The organism is Streptomyces sp. SCPE 10, from assembly GCF_051980735.1.
Lineage (GTDB): Bacteria > Actinomycetota > Actinomycetes > Streptomycetales > Streptomycetaceae > Streptomyces > Streptomyces misionensis.
The window spans coordinates 1,928,903-1,951,481 of record NZ_CP197069.1 but is presented as its reverse complement, the minus strand read 5'-3'; the positions used below and the strand labels follow the sequence as shown (position 1 = coordinate 1,951,481).

26 protein-coding genes are annotated in these 22,579 nt (G+C 72.8%); 14 read left to right on the top strand and 12 right to left on the bottom strand.

The window, feature by feature from the left end; genetic code table 11:
• Positions 1 to 29: 29 nt before the first annotated feature.
• From ACSP97_RS09185 to amaP, 4 genes are read left to right on the top strand one after another with little or no spacing between them, the layout of a single operon-like run.
• The gene (locus ACSP97_RS09185; protein WP_355153251.1) at positions 30 to 224 is read left to right on the top strand and encodes a hypothetical protein; all 195 of its coding nucleotides are present in this window, start codon (positions 30 to 32) and stop codon (positions 222 to 224) included.
• Positions 221 to 595: a hypothetical protein gene (locus ACSP97_RS09180; RefSeq protein WP_355153249.1), complete on the top strand. Its 375-nt coding sequence runs from the start codon at positions 221 to 223 to the stop codon at positions 593 to 595. Before ACSP97_RS09185 ends, ACSP97_RS09180 begins: the two co-directional genes overlap by 4 nt.
• Positions 592 to 1,197 (top strand): DUF6286 domain-containing protein, encoded by a 606-nt coding sequence (locus tag ACSP97_RS09175; RefSeq protein ID WP_355153248.1) that lies wholly within the window; start codon positions 592 to 594, stop codon positions 1,195 to 1,197. The genes ACSP97_RS09180 and ACSP97_RS09175 overlap by 4 nt, the downstream gene beginning before the upstream one ends.
• The gene (gene amaP, locus ACSP97_RS09170) at positions 1,194 to 1,784 is read left to right on the top strand and encodes an alkaline shock response membrane anchor protein AmaP (protein ID WP_382008727.1); all 591 of its coding nucleotides are present in this window, start codon (positions 1,194 to 1,196) and stop codon (positions 1,782 to 1,784) included. The genes ACSP97_RS09175 and amaP overlap by 4 nt, the downstream gene beginning before the upstream one ends.
• 15 nt (positions 1,785 to 1,799) lie before the next feature.
• Here the strand turns inward: amaP and ACSP97_RS09165 are convergent, their stop codons facing one another.
• The 4 genes from ACSP97_RS09165 to ACSP97_RS09150 all read right to left on the bottom strand — a co-directional run bounded on the left by ACSP97_RS09165 (position 1,800) and on the right by ACSP97_RS09150 (position 4,843).
• On the bottom strand, positions 1,800 to 2,555 hold the full coding sequence (locus ACSP97_RS09165; protein ID WP_355153244.1) for an SDR family oxidoreductase: 756 nt from the start codon (positions 2,553 to 2,555) through the stop codon (positions 1,800 to 1,802).
• A 72-nt stretch (positions 2,556 to 2,627) separates the two neighbouring features.
• Positions 2,628 to 3,440, bottom strand: a complete 813-nt coding sequence (locus ACSP97_RS09160; protein ID WP_440557076.1) for an SURF1 family cytochrome oxidase biogenesis protein — start codon at positions 3,438 to 3,440, stop codon at positions 2,628 to 2,630.
• A gap of 62 nt (positions 3,441 to 3,502) precedes the next feature.
• A complete protein-coding gene (locus tag ACSP97_RS09155; RefSeq protein WP_071828796.1) occupies positions 3,503 to 3,736 on the bottom strand; it encodes a hypothetical protein in 234 nt (77 codons plus the stop codon).
• Positions 3,737 to 3,859: 123 nt separating this feature from the next.
• Positions 3,860 to 4,843, bottom strand: a complete 984-nt coding sequence (locus ACSP97_RS09150; protein ID WP_355153241.1) for a DEDDh family exonuclease — start codon at positions 4,841 to 4,843, stop codon at positions 3,860 to 3,862.
• Positions 4,844 to 5,021: 178 nt separating this feature from the next.
• Here ACSP97_RS09150 and ACSP97_RS09145 point away from each other — a divergent pair, with 178 nt between their 5' ends.
• The gene (locus ACSP97_RS09145; protein WP_355153239.1) at positions 5,022 to 5,732 is read left to right on the top strand and encodes a VIT1/CCC1 transporter family protein; all 711 of its coding nucleotides are present in this window, start codon (positions 5,022 to 5,024) and stop codon (positions 5,730 to 5,732) included.
• Between the two features lie 36 nt (positions 5,733 to 5,768).
• Here ACSP97_RS09145 and ACSP97_RS09140 read toward each other — a convergent pair whose 3' ends face one another.
• Both ACSP97_RS09140 and ACSP97_RS09135 read right to left on the bottom strand, forming a co-directional pair.
• Positions 5,769 to 7,148: a CoA transferase gene (locus ACSP97_RS09140; protein ID WP_440557071.1), complete on the bottom strand. Its 1,380-nt coding sequence runs from the start codon at positions 7,146 to 7,148 to the stop codon at positions 5,769 to 5,771.
• Positions 7,149 to 7,272: 124 nt separating this feature from the next.
• Positions 7,273 to 8,805 carry a S8 family peptidase gene (locus ACSP97_RS09135; protein ID WP_440557068.1) on the bottom strand — a complete coding sequence of 511 codons (1,533 nt, stop codon included), beginning with the start codon at positions 8,803 to 8,805 and terminating at the stop codon, positions 7,273 to 7,275.
• Between the two features lie 277 nt (positions 8,806 to 9,082).
• On the opposite strand from ACSP97_RS09135, the gene ACSP97_RS09130 reads away from it, so the two are divergent.
• From ACSP97_RS09130 to moaA, 3 genes are all read left to right on the top strand, one after another.
• Entirely contained in the window at positions 9,083 to 9,430 is a 348-nt protein-coding gene (locus tag ACSP97_RS09130; RefSeq protein WP_355153234.1) for a DUF485 domain-containing protein, read from the top strand.
• Positions 9,427 to 11,055 carry a solute symporter family protein gene (locus tag ACSP97_RS09125; RefSeq protein ID WP_355323161.1) on the top strand — a complete coding sequence of 543 codons (1,629 nt, stop codon included), beginning with the start codon at positions 9,427 to 9,429 and terminating at the stop codon, positions 11,053 to 11,055. The genes ACSP97_RS09130 and ACSP97_RS09125 overlap by 4 nt, the downstream gene beginning before the upstream one ends.
• 152 nt (positions 11,056 to 11,207) lie before the next feature.
• The gene (moaA, locus tag ACSP97_RS09120) at positions 11,208 to 12,197 is read left to right on the top strand and encodes a GTP 3',8-cyclase MoaA (protein WP_355323159.1); all 990 of its coding nucleotides are present in this window, start codon (positions 11,208 to 11,210) and stop codon (positions 12,195 to 12,197) included.
• A gap of 36 nt (positions 12,198 to 12,233) precedes the next feature.
• On the opposite strand, the gene ACSP97_RS09115 is transcribed toward moaA, so the two are convergent.
• A complete protein-coding gene (locus tag ACSP97_RS09115; RefSeq protein ID WP_355153229.1) occupies positions 12,234 to 12,446 on the bottom strand; it encodes a hypothetical protein in 213 nt (70 codons plus the stop codon).
• A 271-nt stretch (positions 12,447 to 12,717) separates the two neighbouring features.
• A complete protein-coding gene (locus tag ACSP97_RS09110) occupies positions 12,718 to 13,110 on the bottom strand; it encodes a DUF3099 domain-containing protein (protein ID WP_355153228.1) in 393 nt (130 codons plus the stop codon).
• Positions 13,111 to 13,350: 240 nt separating this feature from the next.
• On the opposite strand from ACSP97_RS09110, the gene ACSP97_RS09105 reads away from it, so the two are divergent.
• Positions 13,351 to 13,641 carry a GlsB/YeaQ/YmgE family stress response membrane protein gene (locus ACSP97_RS09105; protein WP_070025936.1) on the top strand — a complete coding sequence of 97 codons (291 nt, stop codon included), beginning with the start codon at positions 13,351 to 13,353 and terminating at the stop codon, positions 13,639 to 13,641.
• Positions 13,642 to 13,717: 76 nt separating this feature from the next.
• Here ACSP97_RS09105 and tyrS read toward each other — a convergent pair whose 3' ends face one another.
• The 3 genes from tyrS to ACSP97_RS09090 are packed head-to-tail and all read right to left on the bottom strand — an operon-like array spanning position 13,718 to position 17,960.
• Positions 13,718 to 14,989 carry a tyrosine--tRNA ligase gene (tyrS, locus tag ACSP97_RS09100; protein ID WP_355153226.1) on the bottom strand — a complete coding sequence of 424 codons (1,272 nt, stop codon included), beginning with the start codon at positions 14,987 to 14,989 and terminating at the stop codon, positions 13,718 to 13,720.
• A 56-nt stretch (positions 14,990 to 15,045) separates the two neighbouring features.
• On the bottom strand, positions 15,046 to 16,440 hold the full coding sequence (locus ACSP97_RS09095) for a metallopeptidase TldD-related protein (RefSeq protein ID WP_440557061.1): 1,395 nt from the start codon (positions 16,438 to 16,440) through the stop codon (positions 15,046 to 15,048).
• The gene (locus ACSP97_RS09090) at positions 16,437 to 17,960 is read right to left on the bottom strand and encodes a TldD/PmbA family protein (RefSeq protein WP_355532699.1); all 1,524 of its coding nucleotides are present in this window, start codon (positions 17,958 to 17,960) and stop codon (positions 16,437 to 16,439) included. Before ACSP97_RS09090 ends, ACSP97_RS09095 begins: the two co-directional genes overlap by 4 nt.
• A 249-nt stretch (positions 17,961 to 18,209) precedes the next feature.
• Between ACSP97_RS09090 and fabG the strand changes: the two genes are divergently transcribed.
• The 3 genes from fabG (at position 18,210) to ACSP97_RS09075 (ending at position 20,263) form a co-directional block, all read left to right on the top strand.
• Complete coding sequence (gene fabG, locus ACSP97_RS09085; protein WP_355153221.1) at positions 18,210 to 18,914, top strand: 3-oxoacyl-[acyl-carrier-protein] reductase; 705 nt, start codon at positions 18,210 to 18,212, stop codon at positions 18,912 to 18,914.
• A gap of 5 nt (positions 18,915 to 18,919) precedes the next feature.
• Positions 18,920 to 19,687 carry an enoyl-ACP reductase FabI gene (gene fabI, locus ACSP97_RS09080; RefSeq protein WP_355532697.1) on the top strand — a complete coding sequence of 256 codons (768 nt, stop codon included), beginning with the start codon at positions 18,920 to 18,922 and terminating at the stop codon, positions 19,685 to 19,687.
• Positions 19,688 to 19,912: 225 nt separating this feature from the next.
• Complete coding sequence (locus ACSP97_RS09075; protein ID WP_440557056.1) at positions 19,913 to 20,263, top strand: hypothetical protein; 351 nt, start codon at positions 19,913 to 19,915, stop codon at positions 20,261 to 20,263.
• Here ACSP97_RS09075 and ACSP97_RS09070 read toward each other — a convergent pair.
• Positions 20,241 to 20,933, bottom strand: a complete 693-nt coding sequence (locus ACSP97_RS09070) for a FadR/GntR family transcriptional regulator (protein ID WP_355153215.1) — start codon at positions 20,931 to 20,933, stop codon at positions 20,241 to 20,243. The genes ACSP97_RS09075 and ACSP97_RS09070 overlap by 23 nt on opposite strands.
• Positions 20,934 to 21,062: 129 nt before the next feature.
• Between ACSP97_RS09070 and ACSP97_RS09065 the strand changes: the two genes are divergently transcribed.
• Entirely contained in the window at positions 21,063 to 22,409 is a 1,347-nt protein-coding gene (locus tag ACSP97_RS09065; RefSeq protein ID WP_355153213.1) for a CynX/NimT family MFS transporter, read from the top strand.
• A 43-nt stretch (positions 22,410 to 22,452) separates the two neighbouring features.
• Positions 22,453 to 22,572 (top strand): SGM_5486 family transporter-associated protein, encoded by a 120-nt coding sequence (locus tag ACSP97_RS09060; RefSeq protein ID WP_261399316.1) that lies wholly within the window; start codon positions 22,453 to 22,455, stop codon positions 22,570 to 22,572.
• Positions 22,573 to 22,579: the final 7 nt, after the last annotated feature.

Sequence of the window (22,579 nt, the reverse complement as noted above, 5' to 3'; positions counted from 1 at the left end):
CCTGCGCCTGACGAGCTGAGGAGCGCTGCATGAGCATGGCCGTGGTCGGTCTGATCGCCGGGATGGCGCTGGGCTTCGCCGGGTTCTACGGCGGGTTCGGCGCGTTCCTGCTGGTGGCGGCCTTGGGGGCCGTCGGGTTCGTGGTCGGCCGGTTCGCCGACGGGGATCTGGACCCCGGTGACTTCTTCCGCACCCGCGACGAGCGACGCGACCGGCGGCGGTGACCGGCGTGAGCACCGGGACCGGCACGGCGGAGCAGCCGCAGAGCCGGGTGCCGCCGGCCGAGCGGGGCGCCACCCGGGTGGCCGACCGGGTCGTGGAGAAGATCGCCGCGCAGGCCGCCCGGGAGGCGGTGGGCCCCCCGCCCGCCGACGGCGGCGCGCCGCACGCGACGGTCGCGATCCACCACGGCACGGCACGGGTCCACATCGAGCTGGACCTCGGCTACCCCTGCGACATCGGGGCCCGCTGCGCCGCCGTGCGCCGCCGGGTGACCGAGCGGGTGGGCGCGCTGGCGAACATGACGGTGTCCGAGGTCGCCGTCTGGGTCGAGCGCCTGTACCCGTCGGCGAAGGGAGCGGAGAGGACGCGATGAGCCAGGCAGGCGCCACCACGGCCCTCGACAAGACCACCGACACCCCGGTGTCCGCCGGCGGCAGCGGCCGCTTCTGGTCCCCGCGCCGGGTCCCCGCGGGCATCGTCGCCGTCCTGCTGCTGGCCGGGGCGGGCCTGCTGCTCTACGACGTGGCCGCGGTGCGCGCCCACCGCCCCGCGATGAGCTGGCGCCGCGAACTGGCCCGGCAACTGGCCGAACGGCACCTGGACGACACCTGGGTGCTGGCCGGCGCGGCCCTGGCCGCCGCCCTCGGCCTGTGGCTGATCGCCCTCGCGCTCACCCCGGGCCTGCGCGCCCTGCTGCCGATGCGCCGGCCGCACCCCGACGTGCGGGCGGCACTGCGGCGGGACGCGGCGGCCCAGGTGCTGCGCGACCGGGCCGTGGAAGTGTCCGGCGTGCAGGCCGTGCGGGTACGGATGCGCCGGCGCAAGGCCGACGTCCGCGCCGCCTCGCACTTCCGCGAGCTGGCCGACGTCCGCGCCGACCTGGACACCACCCTCACCGAGGCGATCCGGGGCCTCGGCCTGACCCACCCGCCCCGGCTCGCGCTGCGGGTCAGGCGGGCCGCACCGAAGGGATGACGGCGATGCGCTCCGGCGGAGTCAACCGCGCCCTGCTGGGCCTGATCGGCCTGCTCCTGCTCGTCCTCGGCGGTGCGGTCCTGGCCGTCGGCCTCGGCGCGCCGCCGCCCTCCTGGTGGATCCATGGCGGCCCGCACGACGTCCTGCTCACCCGCGCCGAGCGCACCCACTACCGGGCCGCCCGCTGGTGGTGGCCCGCCGTGATCGCGGCGCTGGCCGTCATCGTCGTGCTGGCCCTGTGGTGGCTGACCAGGCTGCCGCGCCGGCACCGCCTCGGCGAGCTGCGGGTGGACACCGGCGACGGCGGGGCCGCCCTGCTGCGGGCCGGGGCTCTGGAGACCGCCCTGACGGAGGAGAGCGCCGCCGGGGACGGCGTGGTCCACGCCCGGATCCATCTGCACGGCCGCCGCGCCCGGCCGTGGGCCCGGGCCGTGCTCCAGCTGACCCCGGACACCGACCCGTCGACGGCCCTGAGCGAGTTCACGGCCGGGCCGCTGGCCCGCGCCCGCGAGTCGGCGGGGCTGGCCGCCCTCCCCGCCGAGGTCCGCCTGCGGGTGGTCAGGCACCGGGCGGAGAGGGTGAGCTGACGGGGGACCGGCGGCTCAGAAGCCGTGCCGCATCCCCCCGTCCACCGGCACCATGAGCCCCGTCAGGTAGGAGGCCGCCGGGGACAGCAGGAAGGCGGCCACCTTGCCGAACTCCTCCGGGGTGCCGTAGCGGCGCAGCGGGATGCGGGACTCGCTGGCGGCGCGGGTGGCCTCCGGGTCGGCGGACAGGGCGTCCAGTTCGCGGACGCGGTCGGTGTCGATGCGGGCCGGCAGCAGGCCGAGCACGCGGATGCCGCGGGGGCCGAGTTCGTTCGCGAGGGACTTGGCGAAGCCCGCGAGGCCCGGGCGCAGGCCGTTGGAGATGGTCAGCCCGGGGATGGGCTCGTGCACCGAACCGGACAGCACGAAGCCGATGACGCCGCCCTCGTCCAGCTCGGCCGCCGCCGCGCGGGCGAGGCGCACCGCGCCGAGGAAGACGGACTCGAACGCGGCACGCCACTGCTCGTCGGTGTTGTCGGCGACGAAGCCGGGCGGCGGGCCGCCCACGCTCACCAGCACCCCGTGGAAGCCGCCGAAGTGCTCGCGGGCGGTCGCGATCAGCCGGTCGGGGGCCTCCGCGTCCGCGTTGTCGATGGCCACGCCCACCGCGTTCGGGCCCAGTTCGGCGGCGGCGTCGGCGGCCCGCTGCTCGTCGCGGCCGGTGATCACCACCTTCGCGCCGTCCGCGACGAGCTGCCGCGCGGCGGCGTTGCCCAGTCCGCGGGTGGCTCCGGTGACGATGTACACCCGGTCCTTCAGTCCAAGATCCATGCCCCTATCCTGCCCCGTCGGCCCCGGACAGCGGGAGGGCGGGCATGTTCGCGCTGCGGCGACGCGTGAGCGTCAGACCGCGGCCGGTTCGTTCTCCTTGGGCTGCGGCGCCGCCGCGGCTTCTTCCTGGTCCCTGATCTCCCGCCGGAGCAGGAACCACCAGCCGACCGGCACGGCCGCCGCGAACAGCCACCACTGGATCATGTACGCGTAGTTCAGCGGGGCGTCCTCGGTGCCCGGGTCGGAGATCTGCTCCGGGGAGCCGCCCTTGGACGCGGGCGCGGTCTGCTCGATGTAGCCGCCCAGCACCTGCGCGCCGAGCCGGTGCGCCTCCGCGGTGCTGTCGATCAGCATGACCATCCGGTCGGGCAGCCCCTTGATGTTCTTGATGCCGCTCGCCGCGGTGGTCTCGTCGGCCATCAGCCGCCCGCTGATGGTGGTGCGGCCGGCCGGCGGGGCGGGGATCTTCGGGAAGGCGGTCTGCGTGCCGTCGGCGGGCACCCAGCCGCGGTTGACCAGCAGCACCTTGCCGTCGGTCAGTACGAAGGGGGTGAGGACGTGGTAGCCGACGTCGCCGTCGGCGTTGGTCCGGCGCCGGACCACCTCGGTCTTCCCGGTGTCGAAGGTGCCGGTCGCGGTGACCGTGCGGTACTTCTCCGTACGGGTCACGGCATGCCCGGGGGAGGACAGCTGTTCGACGGGGACCGGCTTGGCGTGCAGCGCGGCGGAGACCAGGTTGTTCCGCGCGGTGCGCTCCTCGTAGCGGTGCTGCTGCCAGAAACCCAGCTTGATCATCGTCGGGATCAGCGCGATCGCGACGATGGTGAGGATGACCCACTGGAGGGACAACAGGAAGCGGTAGCGATGCACCCCACGACGGTACATCCGGGCCGTGGGGTGCATTCGGGCGGGTACCGGGTCAGCCCGGGTGTCGTACGGCCATCAGGTCATACGCGGTCGACGACGCCCGTGCGCCCCTCCGCGCGGGCGCAGTGCGCGCCGCAGAACCAGTGGCCGTCCACCTCCACGCCCTGTCCGATGATCTGCACCCGGCAGTGCTCGCAGATCGGGGCCATGCGGTGGATCGCGCAGGAGAAGCAGTCGAAGACGTGGACCGCGCCCTGGGCATGGACCTCGAAGGTCATTCCGTAGTCATTGCCGCAAACTTCGCATCTCGCCATGCGCCACAGGGTGGGCCGTCGCGGGTGCGGGGGCGAGCCGGTGCCGGGTGAGTCGTACGTCAACCACTCGTCCGGACGATCACCCGTCCGTGAGGCCGGTGCCCTCCGCTGCCGGGTCCGGTGTCACTCGTCCGCGGGTTCGACGTCCCGCAGCAGCTGCCCGAACGCGGCCTCGTCCACGATCGGGGTGCCGAACTGGCGCGCCTTGACCGTCTTGGAGGTGCCCGAGTCCGGGTCGTTGGTCACCAGCAGGCTGGTCAGCCGGGAGATGCTGGATGCCACGTGCAGCCCGCACTCGGTCGCCCGGTCCTCCAGCAGCTCCCGCTCGACCGAGGTGTCACCCGAGAACGCCACCCGCATGCCCTGTTTGAGGCGTTTGCCGTCTTCGTAGCGGCCCGGGTTGGGATAGGGGCATGCGGGCCTTCTGCGGGAGGGGCGCCAACCGCCGGGCCGGTAGCCGCCGTAGCCCCCGGCCGACTGCCGGGGCACCGGCTGGTCCGACCACTCCGTCAGCGGTCGGCACTCCAGCAGCGGCAGCCGTACGCCGCCCGCCGCCGCGGCCAGCAGACTGGGCCGGAACGCCTCCGCCAGCACCCGCGCGTCGTCCAGCGCGTGGTGCGCGCGCTGCTGCACCACGCCGAAGTGTGCCGCGAGGGACTCCAGCTTGTGGTTGGGCAGCGGCAGCCCCAACTCCTTCGAGAGCGCGATGGTGCACAGCCGCTGGCGCACCGGCGCCCGGCGCTCGGCGCGCGCGTACTCGCGCGCGATCATCTGCCAGTCGAAGACCGCGTTGTGCGCGACCAGCACCCGGCCGTCCAGCCGGGCCGCGAACTCCTCGGCGATGTCCGCGAAGACGGGCGCGCCCTCCAGCACGTCGCTCGTCAGTCCGTGTATCCACACGGGACCCGGATCGCGCTCCGGGTTGACCAGCGTGTACCAGTGGTCCTCGACCTCGCCGCGCGCGTCCAGCCGGTAGACGGCGGCGGAGATGATCCGGTCGTGCCGGGCCAGGCCGGTGGTCTCCACGTCAACGACCGCGTATCCCTGGGGATACGCGGCCGGCCACTGGGTGGGGGAGGACACTGCGGTCGCACGGTCTTCGAGCATGGTCACTGAGGATACGGGCCATGACCGACAATCCGGCTCCGGAGGGCCGGCCGGGTACCGCTCCCGGTGCCCGACCGGTCCGTGTACCTGCCGAATGTCCCTTTTCTATGGGGCCTGTTGTCGTTCCCGAGGCGTTGGTTGCGCCGCGGGCGCCCCGGAGGGTGCGATGCTCGCTGCTGTGACGGAACCGACCCATGACGAGAACCACGGCGGCGCGCTCGGCTCGCGGCTGAACTGGCTGCGCGCCGCCGTGCTGGGCGCGAACGACGGCATCGTCTCCACCGCGGGACTGGTCGTCGGCGTGGCCGGGGCGACCCAGAGCCGCTCCGCCCTGCTCACCGCCGGACTGGCCGGACTGCTCGCCGGCTCGATGTCCATGGCGGCCGGCGAGTACGTCTCCGTCTCCACCCAGCGCGACTCCGAGCTGGCCGCGCTGGCCGTGGAGAAACGGGAGCTGCGCGAGCAGCCCGAGGCCGAACTGCGGGAGCTGACCGAGTTGCTCCAGGAGCGCGGCCTGTCCCGCGACGTGGCCCGGGAGGCCGCCGAACAGCTCACCGAACGGGACGCGCTGCGGGCCCACGCCAGGGTGGAGCTGGGCATCGACCCCGACGAGCTGACCAACCCCTGGCACGCGGCCTGGGCGAGCTTCCTGGCCTTCACCGTGGGCGCGCTGCTGCCCCTGCTGGCCATCGTGCTGCCCCCGGCCGGCTGGCGGCTGCCGGTGACCGTGCTCTCCGTGCTGGCCGCGCTGGTGCTGACCGGCTGGACCAGCGCCCGCCTGGGCGCCGCCGCTCCGCGGCGGGCGGTGGTGCGCAACGTGGTGGGCGGCGCGCTGGCGATGGCGGTCACCTACGCGGCGGGCAGCGCCTTGGGCGCGGTCGGCGTCTGACGGCCGGGGCCGCCGGGGTCCCGCCCCGGACCGGTCTCACGCCCAGGCGGCCCGCTGCGTGCCCCACGGCACCGGGGGCCGGGACCAACTGGCCGGCCCGCCGGTGAAGTTCACCGCGGGCAGGGCGTACCGCAGCCGGCCGAGGGGGCTGTCCGTCTCGGCGAGCCAGGGGTCCGGCGTGTCGTACGGCGTGCCGTCCGTCCCCCGGTCCGGCTCGATCCCGTCCGTCAGCCAGAGCGCCGTGCGGGCCAGCGCGAGCCGCACCGAGCGGCCGCCGCCGTCGTACGACCGCTCGGTCAGGGCCCGCAGCACGGCCGCCGCCAGCAGATAGCCGGTGCCGTGGTCCAGGGCCTGCGCGGGCAGCGCGCCGGGCTGCCCGGCCGAGCCCTCGGTCGTGGCGATGCCCGTCGCCACCTGCACCAGGCTGTCGAAGCCGCGCCGCCCGGCCCAGGGCCCGTACGCGCCCCACGCCGACACCTGCGCCACCACCAGGCCGGGCCGCCGCTCCGCCAGGGCCTCGGGGGAGAGGCCGAAGCGGTCGAGCGCGCCGGGGCGGTAGCCGGTGACCACGACGTCCGCCGCGGCCAGCAGTTCCTCGAAGACGTCCCGGTCGACGGCCAGGTCGAGGGTCGCGGACCGCTTGCCGAAGCCCGTGTCGGCGTGCTGGTCGGGGAGTTCGGGCAGCCAGGGCGCGTCCAGGCGCAGCACGTCGGCGCCCAGCAGGCCGAGGGTGCGGGTGGCGACCGGGCCCGCCAGGACCCGGGTCAGGTCAAGCACGCGCACTCCGGCGGCGGGCAGCAGAGGAGCGGCCGCGGGGTCCAGGGGCGGGAGCACCCGCGCGGGAGCCGAATCGAGCCGGACCCGCTCCACCAGGGGCCGGGCGGCGACCTCGGCGGCCTGTTCGGTCGCCCGCCACCGGCCGGGGTCGCGCAACGCCACCGCGAGGCCCCCGGCGCCGTAGACGGCCGCCTCGGTCTCCAGGGCGCGGCGGTCGGCGAGCCGGGCGGCCACGTCCTCGGGCGAGGCGTCCCGCGGGAGGGACAGCGCGTCGAGCAACCGGGCCCGGTGGTGCGGGTAGTTGGCGTGGGTGCGCACCCAGCCGTCGGCCGTGCGCCAGAACCGCGACAGCGGCGCGAAGGAGACCGGTGCCCGCCCGTCCACCCGGACCAGTCGCTCGCTGTGGAACGCGGCCGCCACCGCGCCGTCGTCCACCCGGACGCCGGGCACCTCGGTGCGCCCGGTCCGGTGGGCTCCCAGCTCGGCGGCGGCCAGGGCACAGGCGCCGACGCAGGCGCGGGCCAGCTTCCGTACCGGGAGCCGGGCCGGGAGGGCACCGGGCCGCTCGACCGTGGTCACCCGGGAGACGAGGGCGGGGTCGCCGCCCAGTGCAGTCCACGCGTACGCGATATCCGTCATGACTGCACTATGCATTATTGATTCAATCAACCTATGGCGGGCACCGACGAGATGCGGGCGGGCGGCAGGCCGGGGCGTGCCGCCGCGGAGCGCGGCCCCCGGCCCGCCCACTCGCACCCAGGCGCTACCTGGTCACCGCGTCCAGCGCGTCGGCCATGCCCCGGCCGTAGAAGCCGTTGCGGTTCTTCGGGCCCTCGCAGACCGCGTCGACCTTGCCGTCCCCGTTGATGTCGTACGGGTTCGCGCACGGCGTGGCGTCGGCCTCCGCGTACAGCAGGGCCTTGACCAGCGCGGGCGAGGCGTGCGGATGGGTTGACTTGATCAATGCGGCAACACCGGCCACATGCGGGGTCGCCATCGAGGTGCCGGCCATGTAGCCCCACTTGCCGCCCGGCAGCGTGCCCAGGATGAGACCGCTGGTCGCCGGGGGCGCGGGCGGCTGGTACGCCGTCGAGTCACCGCCGGGCGCGGCGATGTCGACGACGCCGAGACCGTAGTTGGAGTACGACGCCTTCAACCCCTTGGCACCGGTCGCCGCGACGGTCACGACGCCCGGCAGCTCGGTCGGGATGTCGAAGCACCGGCGCTTGTCGACCACACGCGACGACGGGGTGCCGTCGTTCGGCGAGGCGGGGTCGGTGATCGAGCCGGCGGCCAGGTCGTACTTCTCGTTGCCCGCCGCCGCTATGTTGACCGTGCCCCGCTTCTCCGCGTACCGCGAGGCCCGTTCGACGGCGGCCACGAGCGCCTTCTGGTCCGGGTCGGTGACGCAGTTGAAGTACCACGGGTCGGTGTAATAGCTGTTGTTGGTCACGTCCACGTGGTGCTCGGCGGCCCACACGAACCCGCAGACCACGGACTCGGCGTAGAAGTACCCGTCGGGGTTGGCCACCTTGATGCCGGCCACCTTCACGCCCGGCGCCACGCCCGTCATGCCCACGCCGTTCCTCGCCGCCGCGATCTCCCCCGCGACATGGGTGCCGTGCGGGCTCTCCGCGGCGCCGGGCCGCCAGGCGCCGTCGGTGGTGTCCGGCTTGCCGGAGACGCAGTTGACGGAGGCGGCCCGGTCGAAGTTGGGCGCGATGTCGGGGTGGGTGTCGTCCACGCCGGTGTCGATGACCCCGACCGTGACGTCGGGGCTGCCCAGGGTCTTCTCGTGCGCCTTGTCCGCCTTGATGGCCGGCAGGTCCCACTGGAGCGGCTCCAGCGGGTCCTCGCCCCCGGTCGCCGTCGCGCCCGCCGCGGCCAGTTGCGCGCCGCTCAGCGCCCGGGGCGTGCCCAGGTCCATGGTGGAGGAGGCGGCCAGCGGGGCGGTGCGTGTGGCACCGGCCGAGTCCACCCCGGGCACCGCGCGCATCAGCCGGGCGAAGTCCGGGTTCGCGGAGTGCGCGACCAGGACGCCGATCCGGTCGTAACCGGCCACCAGGTTGCCGCCGTTGCGCGTGATCTTCCGGCGCACCGACTCCAGCGTACGGCGGTCCGTGCGGGTGTTGACCACGTACGACAGGGTCGGCCCGTCCGCCGCCTGCGCCTTCGCGGGTGCCGTCGCGACGGGCGCGGCCGTGGCGGCCGAGGGCAGGAAGCCGAGCGAGGCGGTCAGCGACAGCACGACCGGCACCGCGAGCGCGAGTCGGCGTCTGGGGCGCAACTGGGCCATGGATCCTCCACAACATCCGGATACGGAACGACGGAACCCGCCCGGGACACGATCGGCGTTCGGGCAGGTGCATGACGAGTGGCGTGCAGCCGGAACCTAACCCGTTCCCTCAGCGATCAGCAATGAGTTGGCAATGACTCAATCAGATCGGTTGCGGGCAAATTCAGGGGCACTTGGGTCGGCTCGCGCGTGGCGCCGTGGATCTGGACGCAGCGCGCCAGCACCATCGAGCGGCCGGCCTGCACGCCCACCTCATCCGCACCCGCGAGGAGACACCGTGGCCACCGAGACACCGCCCCCCGCGACACCCCGTCCCGCCACCGAGGAGTTCACCGAGGTCCAGCAGAGCGCGGACTTCGGCGAACTGCGCCGCGCACACCGCTCGTTCGCCTTCCCGCTGACCGCCGCCTTCATCGTCTGGTACCTGCTGTACGTGCTGCTGTCCAACTACGCGGGCGGCTTCATGGCCACCAAGGTCGCCGGGAACGTCAACGTCGCCCTGGTCCTCGGCCTCGCCCAGTTCCTCACCACCTTCCTCATCGCCTGGTGGTACGCCCGGCACGCCGCCGCCAAGCTCGACCCGCGCGCGGCCGCCATCAAGTCCCGTATGGAGGGCGCCGAATGAGCCCCGCGACCCATCCCGCGCTGCTGGCCGCCGGCGAGGCGAGCGAGCACCGGACGCTGATCGTCACCCTGTTCGCCGTGTTCGTCGTCGCCACCCTCGTCATCACCGTGTGGGCCGGCCGGCAGACCAGGGACGCCGCCGACTTCTACGCGGGCGGCCGGCAGTTCACCGGATTCCAGAACGGCCTCGCCGTCTCCGGTGACTACATGTCCGCCGCGTCCTTCCTCGGCATCGCCGGCGCCATCGCCCTCTTCGGCTACGACGGCTTCCTCTACTCCATCGGCTTCCTGGTCGCCTGGCTCGTCGCCCTCCTCCTGGTCGCCGAGCCGCTGCGCAACTCCGGCCGCTACACCATGGGCGACGTGCTCGCCTACCGGATGCGCCAGCGCCCGGTCCGCACGGCCGCCGGCGCCTCCACCATCGTCGTGTCGATCTTCTACCTGCTCGCCCAGATGGCCGGCGCGGGCGTGCTCGTCTCCCTGCTGCTCGGCATCACCAGCGACCTGGGCAAGATCGGCATCGTCGCCCTGGTCGGCGTCCTGATGATCTTCTACGTCACCATCGGCGGCATGAAGGGCACCACCTGGGTGCAGATGGTCAAGGCGGTGCTGCTGATGGTCGGCGCCCTGCTGCTGACCTTCCTGGTGCTGCTGAAGTTCCACTTCGACGTCTCCGATCTGCTCGGCCGGGCCGCCGACAGCAGCGGCAAGGGCAGCGCGTTCCTGGAACCCGGCCTGAAGTACGGCGCCACCGGCACCACCAAGCTGGACTTCCTCTCCCTCGGCCTCGCCCTGGTCCTGGGCACCGCGGGACTGCCGCACATCCTGATCCGCTTCTACACCGTGCCCACCGCCAAGGCCGCCCGGAAGTCGGTCATCTGGGCCATCGGCCTGATCGGCGTCTTCTACCTGATGACCCTCGCCCTCGGCTTCGGCGCCGCCGCGCTGATCAAGCCGGACGAGATCATCGCCTCCAACAAGGCGGGCAACACCGCTGCCCCGCTGCTCGCCCTGCACCTCGGCGGGGTCGACTCCACCGCGGGCGCCGTCCTGCTCGCGACCATCTCCGCCGTCGCCTTCGCCACCATCCTCGCCGTCGTCGCCGGCCTCACCCTCGCCTCGTCCTCCTCCTTCGCCCACGACATCTACGCCAACGTCATCAAGAAGGGGCAGGCCACCGAGCGGCAGGAACTGGGCGCGGCCCGCTGGGCGACCGTCGGCATCGGCGCCGTCTCCATCGTCCTCGGCGCCCTCGCCCGCGACCTCAACGTGGCCGGCCTGGTGGCCCTCGCCTTCGCGGTCGCCGCCTCCGCGAACCTGCCGACGATCCTCTACAGCCTGTTCTGGAAGCGGTTCACCACCTCGGGCGCCCTGTGGTCGATCTACGGCGGCCTGGTCACCGCCGTCGGCCTGGTGCTGTTCTCCCCGGTCGTCTCCGGCAGCCCCACCTCGATGTTCCCCGGCGCCGACTTCCACTGGTTCCCGCTGGAGAACCCCGGGATCGTCTCCATCCCCGTCGGATTCCTGCTGGGCGCCCTGGGCACCCTGTTCTCCAAGGAGGCGCCGGACTCCGGCAAGTACGCGGAACTGGAGGTGCGCTCCCTGACCGGCACGGGCGCGCACTGAGACACGTACGACCGGCCGCGTCGCCAGGACTGTACGGTCCTACGACGCGGCCGCGGCCCAACTTGTCGGATCGGGCCGATGTCGATGTCGGCGGCGTCACGTAGGCTCGCACATGACACGGAACAACGCCGACGCCGAGGGAGGGGGCCCAGGTGCTCATCGACACGTACGGCCGCGTGGCCACCGACCTGCGGGTCTCGCTGACCGACCGGTGCAATCTGCGCTGCACCTACTGCATGCCCGAGGAGGGCCTGCAGTGGCTGGCCAAGCCCGACCTGCTCACGGACGACGAGATCGTGCGCCTGATCGACATCGCGGTGCGCACGCTCGGTGTCGAGGAGGTCCGCTTCACGGGCGGTGAGCCGCTGCTGCGCCCCGGACTGGTCGGCATCGTCGAGCGCGTCGCGGCCCTCGACCCGCGGCCCCGGACGTCCCTCACCACCAACGGCATCGGCCTCGGCCGCACCGCCGCCGCGCTGAAGGCGGCCGGCCTGGACCGGGTCAACGTCTCCCTGGACACCCTGCGCCCCGAGGTCTTCAAGACCCTCACCCGCCGCGACCGGCACAAGGACGTCCTCGAAGGACTGCGCGCCGCCCACCAGGCGGGACTCACCCCGGTCAAGGTCAACACCGTACTGATGCCGGGCCTGAACGAGGACGAGGCCCCCGACCTGCTGGCCTGGGCCATCGAGCACGACTACGAACTGCGGTTCATCGAGCAGATGCCGCTGGACGCCCAGCACGGCTGGAAGCGCGAGGGCATGGTCACCGCCGGCGACATCCTCGCCGCCCTGCGCACCCGCTTCCAGCTCACCCCCGAGGGCGCCGACGAACGCGGCTCGGCACCGGCGGAGCGCTGGCTGGTGGACGGCGGACCGCACCGGGTCGGCGTGATCGCCTCGGTCACCCGCCCGTTCTGCGCGGCCTGCGACCGCACCCGGCTGACCGCCGACGGCCAGATACGCACCTGTCTGTTCGCGACCGAGGAGACCGACCTGCGCGGCGCCCTGCGCTCCGGCGCACCCGACGAGGAGATCGCCCGCCTCTGGCGGCTCGCGATGTGGGGCAAGAAGGCCGGCGCGGGTCTGGACGACCCGTCCTTCATCCAGCCGGACCGCCCCATGTCGGCGATCGGCGGCTGACCGGCCGGCCTCGACCGCCGCCGCGCCGCCCCTCGTTCAGCCGCCGCTTTCCCACTCGCTCAGCAGGACGACGTCCTTCAGGAACCCCCGTACACCGAGGAACTGCGACAGATGCTCGCGGTGCTCCTCGCACGCCAGCCAGGTCTTGCGCCGCTCCGGCGTGTGGATCTTCGGGTTGTTCCAGGCCAGCACCCACACGGCGGCGGTACGGCAGCCCTTGGCGGAGCAGATGGGGGTCTCGTCACTCACGGATCTCTCGCGTCTCACGCAACGGAAAACTCAATGAACAGGGGCGCGGAAAGGAACGACGGCGCGAAGAACGGGCGCGGAACGAGGCGACGCCGAGCAGCCACGGGGGGAGCTGCCCGGCGTCGGTCCGTCGCTCCGACGGGGGATGCGGAGCGCACACGCAGTATGTCACGGCGGACCCGTCGCCCGGCACTGGAACCGCATGATTGGTTCTGAGCTTTTTCTGAGCTTCGCGCGCCGTCGCCGACCGCTTCCCCCACGTCCGCACAGGTCACGCGGGGCCGGACCGTTCGCCGCGCACCCCGGCCTTCGGGCCGTTCTGTCCGCCCTCGGCCCGCTCGGTCTTCTCGTCCGCGTCGGGCGACGTCCCGATCATCGGGCGCAGGGGCGCGGTGACGAACGTCGAGGGCAGTCCGGGCGGCCGCTCGCGGCCCGCGTTGGCGACCACCACGGCGATATAGGGCAGGATCGCCCCGGCCACCAACGCCACGACGGCCAGGGGCCGTTCGACGTTCCACAGGGTGGCCGCGAGGATCACCGACACCGTGCGGATCGACATCGAGATGACGTACCTCCGCTGCCGGCCGCGCACATCCTCGGCGAGTCCGGTCCGGGCCCCGGTGATCCGGAACACCTGGCCGCCGTCGCCGTGCTGTCTCCGCATCACTTCCACCATCCGCCCGTGTCGGACTCTCCCGGTCCGCGCCCTCGTCCACGCCCGGCGAAGCAGGGGGCGCCGGGACACGTCCAACGGTACGCCGCGCTCGCGCGGCCGACGAGACCGGGTCACCTTCCTGCCTGCGGCGATGACCCCGCCGAGCACGCGCGGGTTCCGACATGCGACCGGGGACGGACCGGCCGACACTGGCGTAAAGCTCACTTCGACCCCGACGAGGAGGCAGCGATGGGCTGGTTGTGGGCGATCATCGTGGGACTCGTGCTGGGGGTGATCGCCAAAGCGATCATCCCGGGCAAGCAGCACAGCCCTCTCTGGCTGACCACCATCTGCGGCATCCTCGGCGCCGTCGCGGGCAACGCGATCGCCCGCGCCCTCCACGTCGCCGAGACCCGGGGCATCGACTGGAGCCGGCACATCTTCCAGCTCGTGGCCGCGATCATCATCGTGGCCGTGGTCGACTCCTTCTACGCGGCGACCCTGGGCAAGCGAAAGCGCCGCAGGATGGAAAGAGTCTGAAGACCGCCCCCGAGGGCGGCGTCCCGCGAGGACGCGGGGAGCCGCGGACACCGCGGCTCCCCACGCCCCGACGGCACTACTCGCCGGCGACGACCTCCACCGCCGCCAGATTCCGCTTGCCGCGCCGCAGCACCAGCCACCGCCCGTCCAGCAGTTCGTCGGCCGACGGCACCGCGTCCTCGGAGGCGACCTTCACGTTGTTCACGTAGGCACCGCCCTCCTTCACCGTGCGCCGCGCCGCGGACTTGCTGGCGACGAGCCCCACCTCGGCGAAGAGATCGACCACGGGGGCGAGTTCGGTGACCTGGATGTGCGGCACCTCGGACAGCGCCGCGGCCAGCGTCCGGCCGTCCAGCTCCGCCAGCTCGCCCTGCCCGAACAGCGCCTTGGACGCGGCGATCACCGCGGCCGTCTGCTCGGCGCCGTGCACCAGCGTGGTCAGCTCCTCGGCGAGCGCCCGCTGCGCCGCCCGGGCCTGCGGCCGCTCCTCGGTCTGCCGCTCCAGCTCCTCGATCTCCTCACGGGACCGGAAGCTGAAGATGCGCAGGAACTTCGCCACGTCCCGGTCGTCCGCGTTGACCCAGAACTGGTAGAACGCGTACGGCGTGGTCATCTCGGGGTCGAGCCAGATGGTGCCGGACTCGGTCTTGCCGAACTTGGTGCCGTCCGCCTTGGTGATCAGCGGGGTGCCCAGCGCGTGCACCACGGCGTCCGGCTCGACCCGGTGGATCAGGTCGGTGCCCGAGGTCAGGTTGCCCCACTGGTCGCTGCCACCGGTCTGCAGGGTGCAGCCGTAGCGCCGGTACAGCTCCAGAAAGTCCATGCCCTGGAGGATCTGGTAGCTGAACTCGGTGTAGCTGATGCCCGCGTCGGAGTTGAGCCGCCGCGAGACGGCCTCCTTCGCGATCATCTTGTTGACCCGGAAGTGCTTGCCGATGTCCCGCAGGAACTCGATGGCCGACAGGCCCTGGGTCCAGTCCAGGTTGTTGACCATCACGGCGGCGTTCGGGCCCTCGAAGTCCAGCAGCGGCTGGATCTGCCCGCGCAGCCGCTCCACCCACTGGGCGACGGTCTCCGGGGCGTTCAGCGTGCGCTCCGCGGTCGGCTTGGGGTCGCCGATCAGCCCGGTGGCACCCCCGACCAGGCCCAGCGGGCGGTGGCCCGCCTGCTGGATGCGGCGCATCGTCAGGATCTGCACGAGGTTGCCGAGGTGCAGACTGGGCGCGGTCGGGTCGAAGCCGCAATAGAACGTGACGGGACCGTCCGCGAACGCCTTGCGCAGTGCGTCCTCGTCCGTGGAGAGGGCGATGAGCCCACGCCACTTCAGTTCGTCGACGATGTCCGTCACGGTTCTCGTGTCTCCTTGATGCTCTTCGGGCCGGCCGGTACCGGCCGTCTACGAGGTTATACGCCCTGGCTGACAGAACTCATGTTGAATTCGGGGACCCGCAGCGGGGGCATCGCGGCCCTGGTGAACCAGTCGCCCCACTCGCGCGGCAGCGTCTTCTCCGTACGGCCCGCCTCGGTGGCCCGGCGCAGCACGTCCACCGGCGACTCGTTGAACCGGAAATTGTTCACCTGCCCGGTCACCTCGCCGTTCTCCACGAGGTAGACGCCGTCCCGGGTCAGACCGGTGAGCAGCAGCGTCGCCGGGTCGACCTCGCGGATGTACCACAGGCAGGTCAGCAGCAGCCCGCGTTCGGTGGCCGCGACCATCTCGTCCAGTGAGCGGTCGTTGCCGCCGTCCAGGATGAGGTTGCCCGGCGCGGGCGCGACCGGCAGCCCGGTCAGGGCGGCGCTGTGCCGGGTCGTCGTCAGCCGCCGCAGGACGCCCTCGCGGATCCAGTCGGTGGCCGGGGCCGGCAGCCCGTTGTCGAACACCGACCGGTCGCCGCCGGAGGAGTGGGCCACCACGAAGGGCGCGCACTCCAGGCCGGGCTCGTGCGGGTCGCCGCGCAGGGTGAGCGGCAGCTCCGCGAACCGCTCGCCGATCCGGGTGCCGCCGCCGGGCCTGGAGAACACCGTGCGGCCCTCGGCCGCGTCCCGGCCCGACGCCGACCACATCTCGTAGATCAGCAGGTCCGCCACCGCGGTCGGCGGCAGCAGCGTCTCGTAGCGGCCCGCGGGCAGCTCCACGCGCCGCTCGGCCCAGCCCAGCCGCACGGCCAGCTCGGCGTCGAGCGCGGCCGGGTCGACGTCCTTGAAGTCCCGGGTGGACCGCCCGGCCCAGGCCGAGCGGGTGCGGTCGGGCGACTTGGCGTTCAGCTCCAGGGTGCCGGCCGGCTGGTCGTGCCGCAGCCGCAGCCCCGTGGAGGTGCCCAGGTACGTCGAGACCAGCTCGTGGTTGGCGAAGCCGTACAGCTCCCGGCCGCCGGCCCGGGCGCGGGCGAAGGCCTCGCCGAGCGCCGGGGCGAAGTCGGCGAACACGGCGGAGGAGGTCTCGGCGGGCGCGTCCGTGAAGTCGGGTGCCGTGGGCACGCCGGTGATCAGCGGGCGGGCGTCCTCGGCGGGCCCGGCGCCGCGCGCGGCCGCCTCGGCGGCCCGCACCAGCGGCTCCAGCTCCTCGGCGGTCACCGCGGAGCGCGAGACGACACCGGAGGCGGTGCCCTCCTTGCCGTCCACGGTGGCGATCACCGTGAGCGTACGGCCGCGGGTCACACCGTTCGTGGTGAGCGCGTTGCCCGCCCAGCGCAGGTTGGCGGTGGAGTGCTCGTCGGCGATGACGACGCACCCGTCCGCCCGGGACAGCTCAAGGGCCCGCTCGACGGTCTCGTGCGGCTTGTCGGTACGGGGGCTCATCGGCCGGCCTCCTGAGTGGTGTTGAGGATGTTGACGCCCCGGAACAGGGCGGAGGGGCACCCGTGCGACACGGCGGCCACCTGCCCCGGCTGGGCCTTGCCGCAGTTGAAGGCGCCGCCCAGGACGTACGTCCCCGGGCCGCCGACCGCCGCCATCGACCCCCAGAAGTCGGTGGTCGTGGCCTGGTAGGCGACGTCCTTCAGCTGCCCGGTGAGCCGCCCGTTCTCGATCCGGAAGAAGCGCTGACCGGTGAACTGGAAGTTGTACCGCTGCATGTCGATCGACCACGACCGGTCCCCGACCACGTAGATGCCCCGGTCGACGCCTCCGATCAGGTCCTCGGTGGACAGCCCGGCCGGATCGGGCCGCAGCGAGACGTTGGCCATGCGCTGCACCGGCACATGGGCGGGGGAGTCGGCGTACGCGCACCCGTTGGACCGCTCGAACCCGGTCAGCCGGGCGATCCTGCGGTCCAGCTGGTAGCCGACCAGCGTGCCGTCCTTCACCAGGTCCCAGGACTGCGCCTCGACACCCTCGTCGTCGTACCCGATGGTCGCCAGGCCGTGCTCGGCGGTGCGGTCGCCGGTGACGTTCATCAGCTCGGAGCCGTACCGCAGCTTGCCCAGCTGGTCGAAGGTGGCGAAGGAGGTGCCGGCGTAGGCGGCCTCGTAGCCCAGCGCCCGGTCCAGCTCGGTGGCGTGCCCGATGGACTCGTGGATGGTCAGCCACAGGTTGGAGGGGTCGATCACCAGGTCGTACAGACCCGGTTCCACGCTCGGCGCGCGCATCTTCTCGGCCAGCAGCTCCGGGATCCGCGCCAGCTCGTCGTCCCAGTCCCAGCCGGTGCCGGTCAGGTACTCCCAGCCGCGTCCGGCCGGCGGCGCGAGGGTGCGCATCGAGTCGAACTCGCCGCTGGAGCCGTCCACCGACACGGCGGTCAGCTCCGGATGCAGCCGCACCCGCTGCTGGGTCGTCACGGTCCCGGCCGTGTCGGCGTAGAACTTGTTCTCGTGCACGGTGTGCAGGCCGGCGTCCACGTGGTCGACGCCGTCGGCCGCGAGCAGCCGGGCGCTCCACTGCGCCAGCAGCGCCGTCTTCTCCTCGGCCGGCACCGAGAAGGGATCGATCTCGTACGACGACACCCAGGTCCGGTCCGCGTGCACCGGCTCGTCGGCCAGCTCCACCCGCTCCTCGGCCCCGGCGGCCTTGATGACCTGCGCGGACAGCTTGGCCATGGCCACCGCCTGGGAGGCGACCCGGGCCGCCGCGTCCATGGTCAGATCGACCCCGGAGGCGAACCCCCACGTGCCGCCGTGCACGACCCGGACCGCGTACCCGAGGTCGGTGGTGTCCGAGGACCCCGCGAGCCGGGCGTCCCGCAGCCGCAGCGTCGCGTCGCGCACCCGCTCGAACCGGAAGTCCGCGTGCTCGGCCCCGAGCGCCCGCGCGCGGGCGAGCGCGGCGTCGGCGAGGGACCTGAGCGGAAGCGCCGTGAAGGCTTCGTCGATGGAATGGGGCACGGAGGTCTCCCTGCTGTCGTGGCCTGTCGGCTCCGATCATGGCGCGCGGGCGGGGCGACGGACCACACCCTTTCGGGTCGGGACCGGCCCGATCTGTAGGGATCCGACAGTGACGGTCCCGCGCCACTGTCGGTGCCCGATTGCCCACGGGCGCGACCGGACCGATAGGTTTTCGATGAAGCCGCCTGTCATCCAGGTGTTCGGGCGGGTTGTCGGATCTCTGCAGACCGCTATCGAAAGGGTGATCCGTTGAGCCGCTCGGTTCTCGTCACCGGAGGCAACCGGGGCATCGGCCTCGCCATCGCCCGCGCTTTCGCCGACGCCGGCGACAAGGTCGCCATCACGTACCGCTCGGGTGAGCCGCCGGCGGGCTTCCTCGCCGTCAAGTGCGACATCACCGACGCCGAGCAGGTGGAGCAGGCCTACAAGGAGATCGAGGACCAGCACGGTCCCGTCGAGGTGCTGGTCGCCAACGCCGGCATCACCAAGGACCAGCTCCTGATGCGCATGTCCGAGGAGGACTTCACCTCGGTCGTCGACACCAACCTCACCGGCACCTTCCGCGTCGTCAAGCGTGCCAACCGCGGCATGCTGCGCGCCAAGAAGGGCCGCGTGGTCCTGATCTCCTCCGTGGTCGGGCTGCTCGGCTCGGCGGGCCAGGCCAACTACGCCGCCTCCAAGGCCGCCATGGTCGGTTTCGCGCGCTCCCTCGCCCGTGAGCTGGGCTCGCGCAACATCACCTTCAACGTCGTCGCCCCGGGCTTCGTCGACACCGACATGACCAAGGTGCTCAGCGACGAGCAGCGCAAGGGCATCGTCTCCCAGGTGCCGCTCGGCCGGTACGCGCAGCCGGAGGAGATCGCCGCGGCGGTGCGGTTCCTCGCGTCGGACGACGCCTCGTACATCACTGGAGCCGTCATCCCCGTTGACGGCGGACTGGGAATGGGTCACTGATCACCATGAGCGGAATTCTCGAGGGCAAGCGCGTCCTGATCACCGGTGTGCTGATGGAGTCCTCCATCGCCTTCCACGCCGCCAAGCAGGCCCAGGAGCAGGGCGCCGAGATCATCCTGACCGCCTTCCCGCGGCCCACGCTGACCGAGCGCATCGCCAAGAAGCTGCCGAAGCCCACCAAGGTCATCGAGCTGGACGTGACCAACGAGGAGCACCTCGGGCGGCTGGCCGACCTGGTCGGCGAGGAGCTGGGCGGCCTCGACGGCGTCGTGCACTCCATCGGTTTCGCCCCGCAGGACGCGCTCGGCGGCAACTTCCTCAACACGCCGTTCGAGTCGGTGGCCACCGCCATGCACGTCTCGGCGTACTCCCTGAAGTCGTTGACCATGGCCTGCCTGCCGCTGATGCAGAACGGCGGCTCGGTCGTCGGTCTCACCTTCGACGCCCAGTTCGCCTGGCCGCAGTACGACTGGATGGGCCCGGCCAAGGCCGCCCTGGAGGCCACCAACCGCTACATGGCGCGTGACCTGGGCAAGCAGAACATCCGCTGCAACCTGATCTCGGCGGGCCCGATCGGCTCGATGGCCGCCAAGTCCATCCCCGGTTTCAGCGAGCTGGCCTCCGTGTGGGACAGCCGCTCCCCGCTGGAGTGGGACCTGAAGGACCCGGAGCCGGCCGGCAAGGGCATCGTCGCCCTGCTGAGCGACTGGTTCCCGAAGACCACGGGCGAGATCATCCACGTGGACGGCGGTCTGCACGCGATCGGCGCCTGAGCCCCTCCCGCTCGCGCGAAGAGGCCCGCACCCCGGAGGGGGTGCGGGCCTCGCCCGTTTCGTGCCCGTGCTGCGTCGCCATCTCCGCGTCCGGGACAGGCGTCGCCCGTCTCCGCGTCCGTCACCCGTTCGGCTCACCGGCCGGGCGGGCCGGCGTCCGTACGGCGCACCCTGGAAGCGCGTTCCCCCGCGCATCCCTCCGAGCCCGGCCGAGGAGGTCCCCTTGTGCGCCTGTCCCGCAGCCTGGCACCGCTGACCGCGGCCGTCGCCCTGGTGCTGTCCCTGCCGTACGACGCGGCGCCGCACGCCCCCGCGCGCGGCGGCGGGGCCGGCGCGCCGCAGCCGTTCGGGGCCGCCTGCCGTACGGCGGTCACCGGCTCCCATGTGGTGGCGTACTGCCACAACCCCTATGCCGACACCGACCGGGTACGGCTGCACATCGAGTGCGCCCGCTGGTGGGACATCGACACCGACAGCGCCCCGGTGGACGCCGAGCCGGCGCTGACCGTACGGCTGACCGGGCGGTGCTGGAAGGAGGTCGGATCGGCCTGGATCAGCCACCAGAAGGTGCGCTGAGCCGGCCTGTACGGCACTGGAAGGGGTAGCCGGCGGCCTCGCTCGCCGCCGTCTCGGCGTCGCCCGCGCGGATCGCGTCCACCAGGCGGGCGTGGTCCATGTGTGCCTCGGGCGTCAGCTCGGCGCCGACGTCCGCGCGCAGCGCGGCCCGCAGCAGCTCGCCGAGGTCCGCGTACATCGCCGTCATGACCTCGTTGTGGGAGGCGGCGACGACGGCCAGGTGGAAGGTGGCGTCCGCGGTCACGAAGGCCTCCGCCTCACCGCGGCGCCACGCCTCGTCGCGCCGTGCCAGCAGCGCGTCCAACTGTTTGAGGTCCTTCTCGGAGCGCCGGGTGGCGGCCAGCTTGGCCGCGGCGGACTCCAGGGTGGAACGCAGCTCGGCGATGTGCCGCGGGTCGGCGTCGGCGAACCGCAGGTGCATCACACCGGCCAGTTCGCTGGTGGCCACGACATAGGTGCCCGAGCCCTGGCGGATGTCCAGCAGTCCGTTGTGGGCGAGCGCGCGCACGGCCTCGCGGACCGTGTTGCGGGCGACGCCCAGCTGCTCGACGAGTTCCGGCTCGGTCGGGATGCGGGAGCCGACCGGCCACTCGCCGGTGGCGATCTGGTTGCGCAGTTCGGCGATGACCTGCTCGGACAGGGCCGAACGGCGCGGGTGGCTCAGAGGCATGGCACACCTTTGCACGAGAGGCCGGGGCGCGCACGCTCCGGGGGTCGGGGGACGGGACAACCAATCATGGACAGCTGTTCGCGGACAACCCTGGACAACCAATCATCCTATGATTCTATGATGGGCCCCATGGCTAGTGAGGAAACCCGCGCAGCGGACACCCGTACGGCGATGTCACCGATCGAACGCGACACGTCCGCCACGCCGAGCGCACCCGAGACGCCCCCGAAGCCGGGCGCCCCGCGCCCCTGGGTGATCCGCCTGGTCACGGCGGGCATCGTGCTGTCCGCGCTCAACCTGCGCCCGGCCATCACCAGCCTCGGCGCCCTCCTGGAGGAGGTCCGCGACGGGCTCGGCATGAGCGGCAGCGTGGCCGGGCTGCTCACCTCCGTGCCCCCGCTCTGCTTCGCCGTCTTCGGGGTGACCGCGCCCCGCCTGGCCCGCCGCTTCGGCCCGGCCGCCGTGGTCTGCGCCGGCATGGCCGCCATCTGCGCGGGCCTGCTGATCCGGCCCTACGCCGGGAGCACCGCCGGGTTCCTGGCGCTCAGCGCGCTCGCCCTGATGGGCATCGCGGTCAGCAACGTGCTGATGCCGGTCATCGTCAAGCGCTGGTTCCCCGACCGGGTCGGCTCCATGACCGGCCTGTACTCCATGGTCCTCGCCGTCGGCACCTCGGTCCCCGCCGCGGCGACCGTCCCGCTGACCCACGCCATGGGCGGCCGCTGGCAGCTGGGCCTCGCCGTCTGGGCGGCGGTCGCGGCGGTGGCCGTGCTGCCCTGGCTGCCGCTGGTACGGCAGGGCCGGGACGGCGCCGAGCGGGCCGGAGCCGGACAGGGGGCCGTCGCGCACACGGCCGCCGCGCCGGGGGCGGAGCCGGCTCAGGCCCCGCTGCGGATCACCCGCAGCCGCACCGCCTGGGCGCTCGCCGTCTTCTTCGGTCTCCAGGCCACCGCGGCCTACATCACCATGGGCTGGATGGCGCAGATCTTCCGCGACGCGGGCGTGTCGGCCGGCACCGCGGGCCTGCTGCTCGCCGTCACCATGGTGATGGGCGTGCCGCTGGCCTTCGTCATCCCGCGGGTCGCCAGCCGGCTGCCCCACCAGGGCCCGATCGTGCTGGTCCTGGGCGTGTGCGGGCTCGCCGGATACGCCGGCCTGTACCTTGCACCGGCCGGCGGCGCCTGGGCCTGGGCGCTGCTGCTCGGCATCGCCAACTGCGCCTTCCCGCTCGCGCTGACGATGGTCGGCATGCGTGCCCGCAGCAGTGCGGGCGTGGCCCAGCTGTCCGCGTTCGCGCAGAGCACCGGCTATCTGATCTCCATCCCCGGCCCGCTGCTGGTCGGCGTGCTCTACCAGCACAGCGGAGGCTGGGGACTGCCGATCGCCCTCATGGCGGCGCTGATGGTGCCCCAGATGGTGGTGGGCTTCCTCGCCGGCCGCGACCGCACCGTGGAGGAGGAGGCCGGCGCGCGCTGACCCCCGCGCACGGCGGCCGGGGGAGAGGTGCGAGACTGGGCGCATGCAGCCTGTGCTCGACCCGAACCCCCGCAACGGTCAGAAGAAGATGCTGCTCGTCTTCGGCTCCTTCTTCGCGATCTTCGTCCTCATCGCCATCGTCGCGACCATCGCGTCCCCGTGACGCCGAT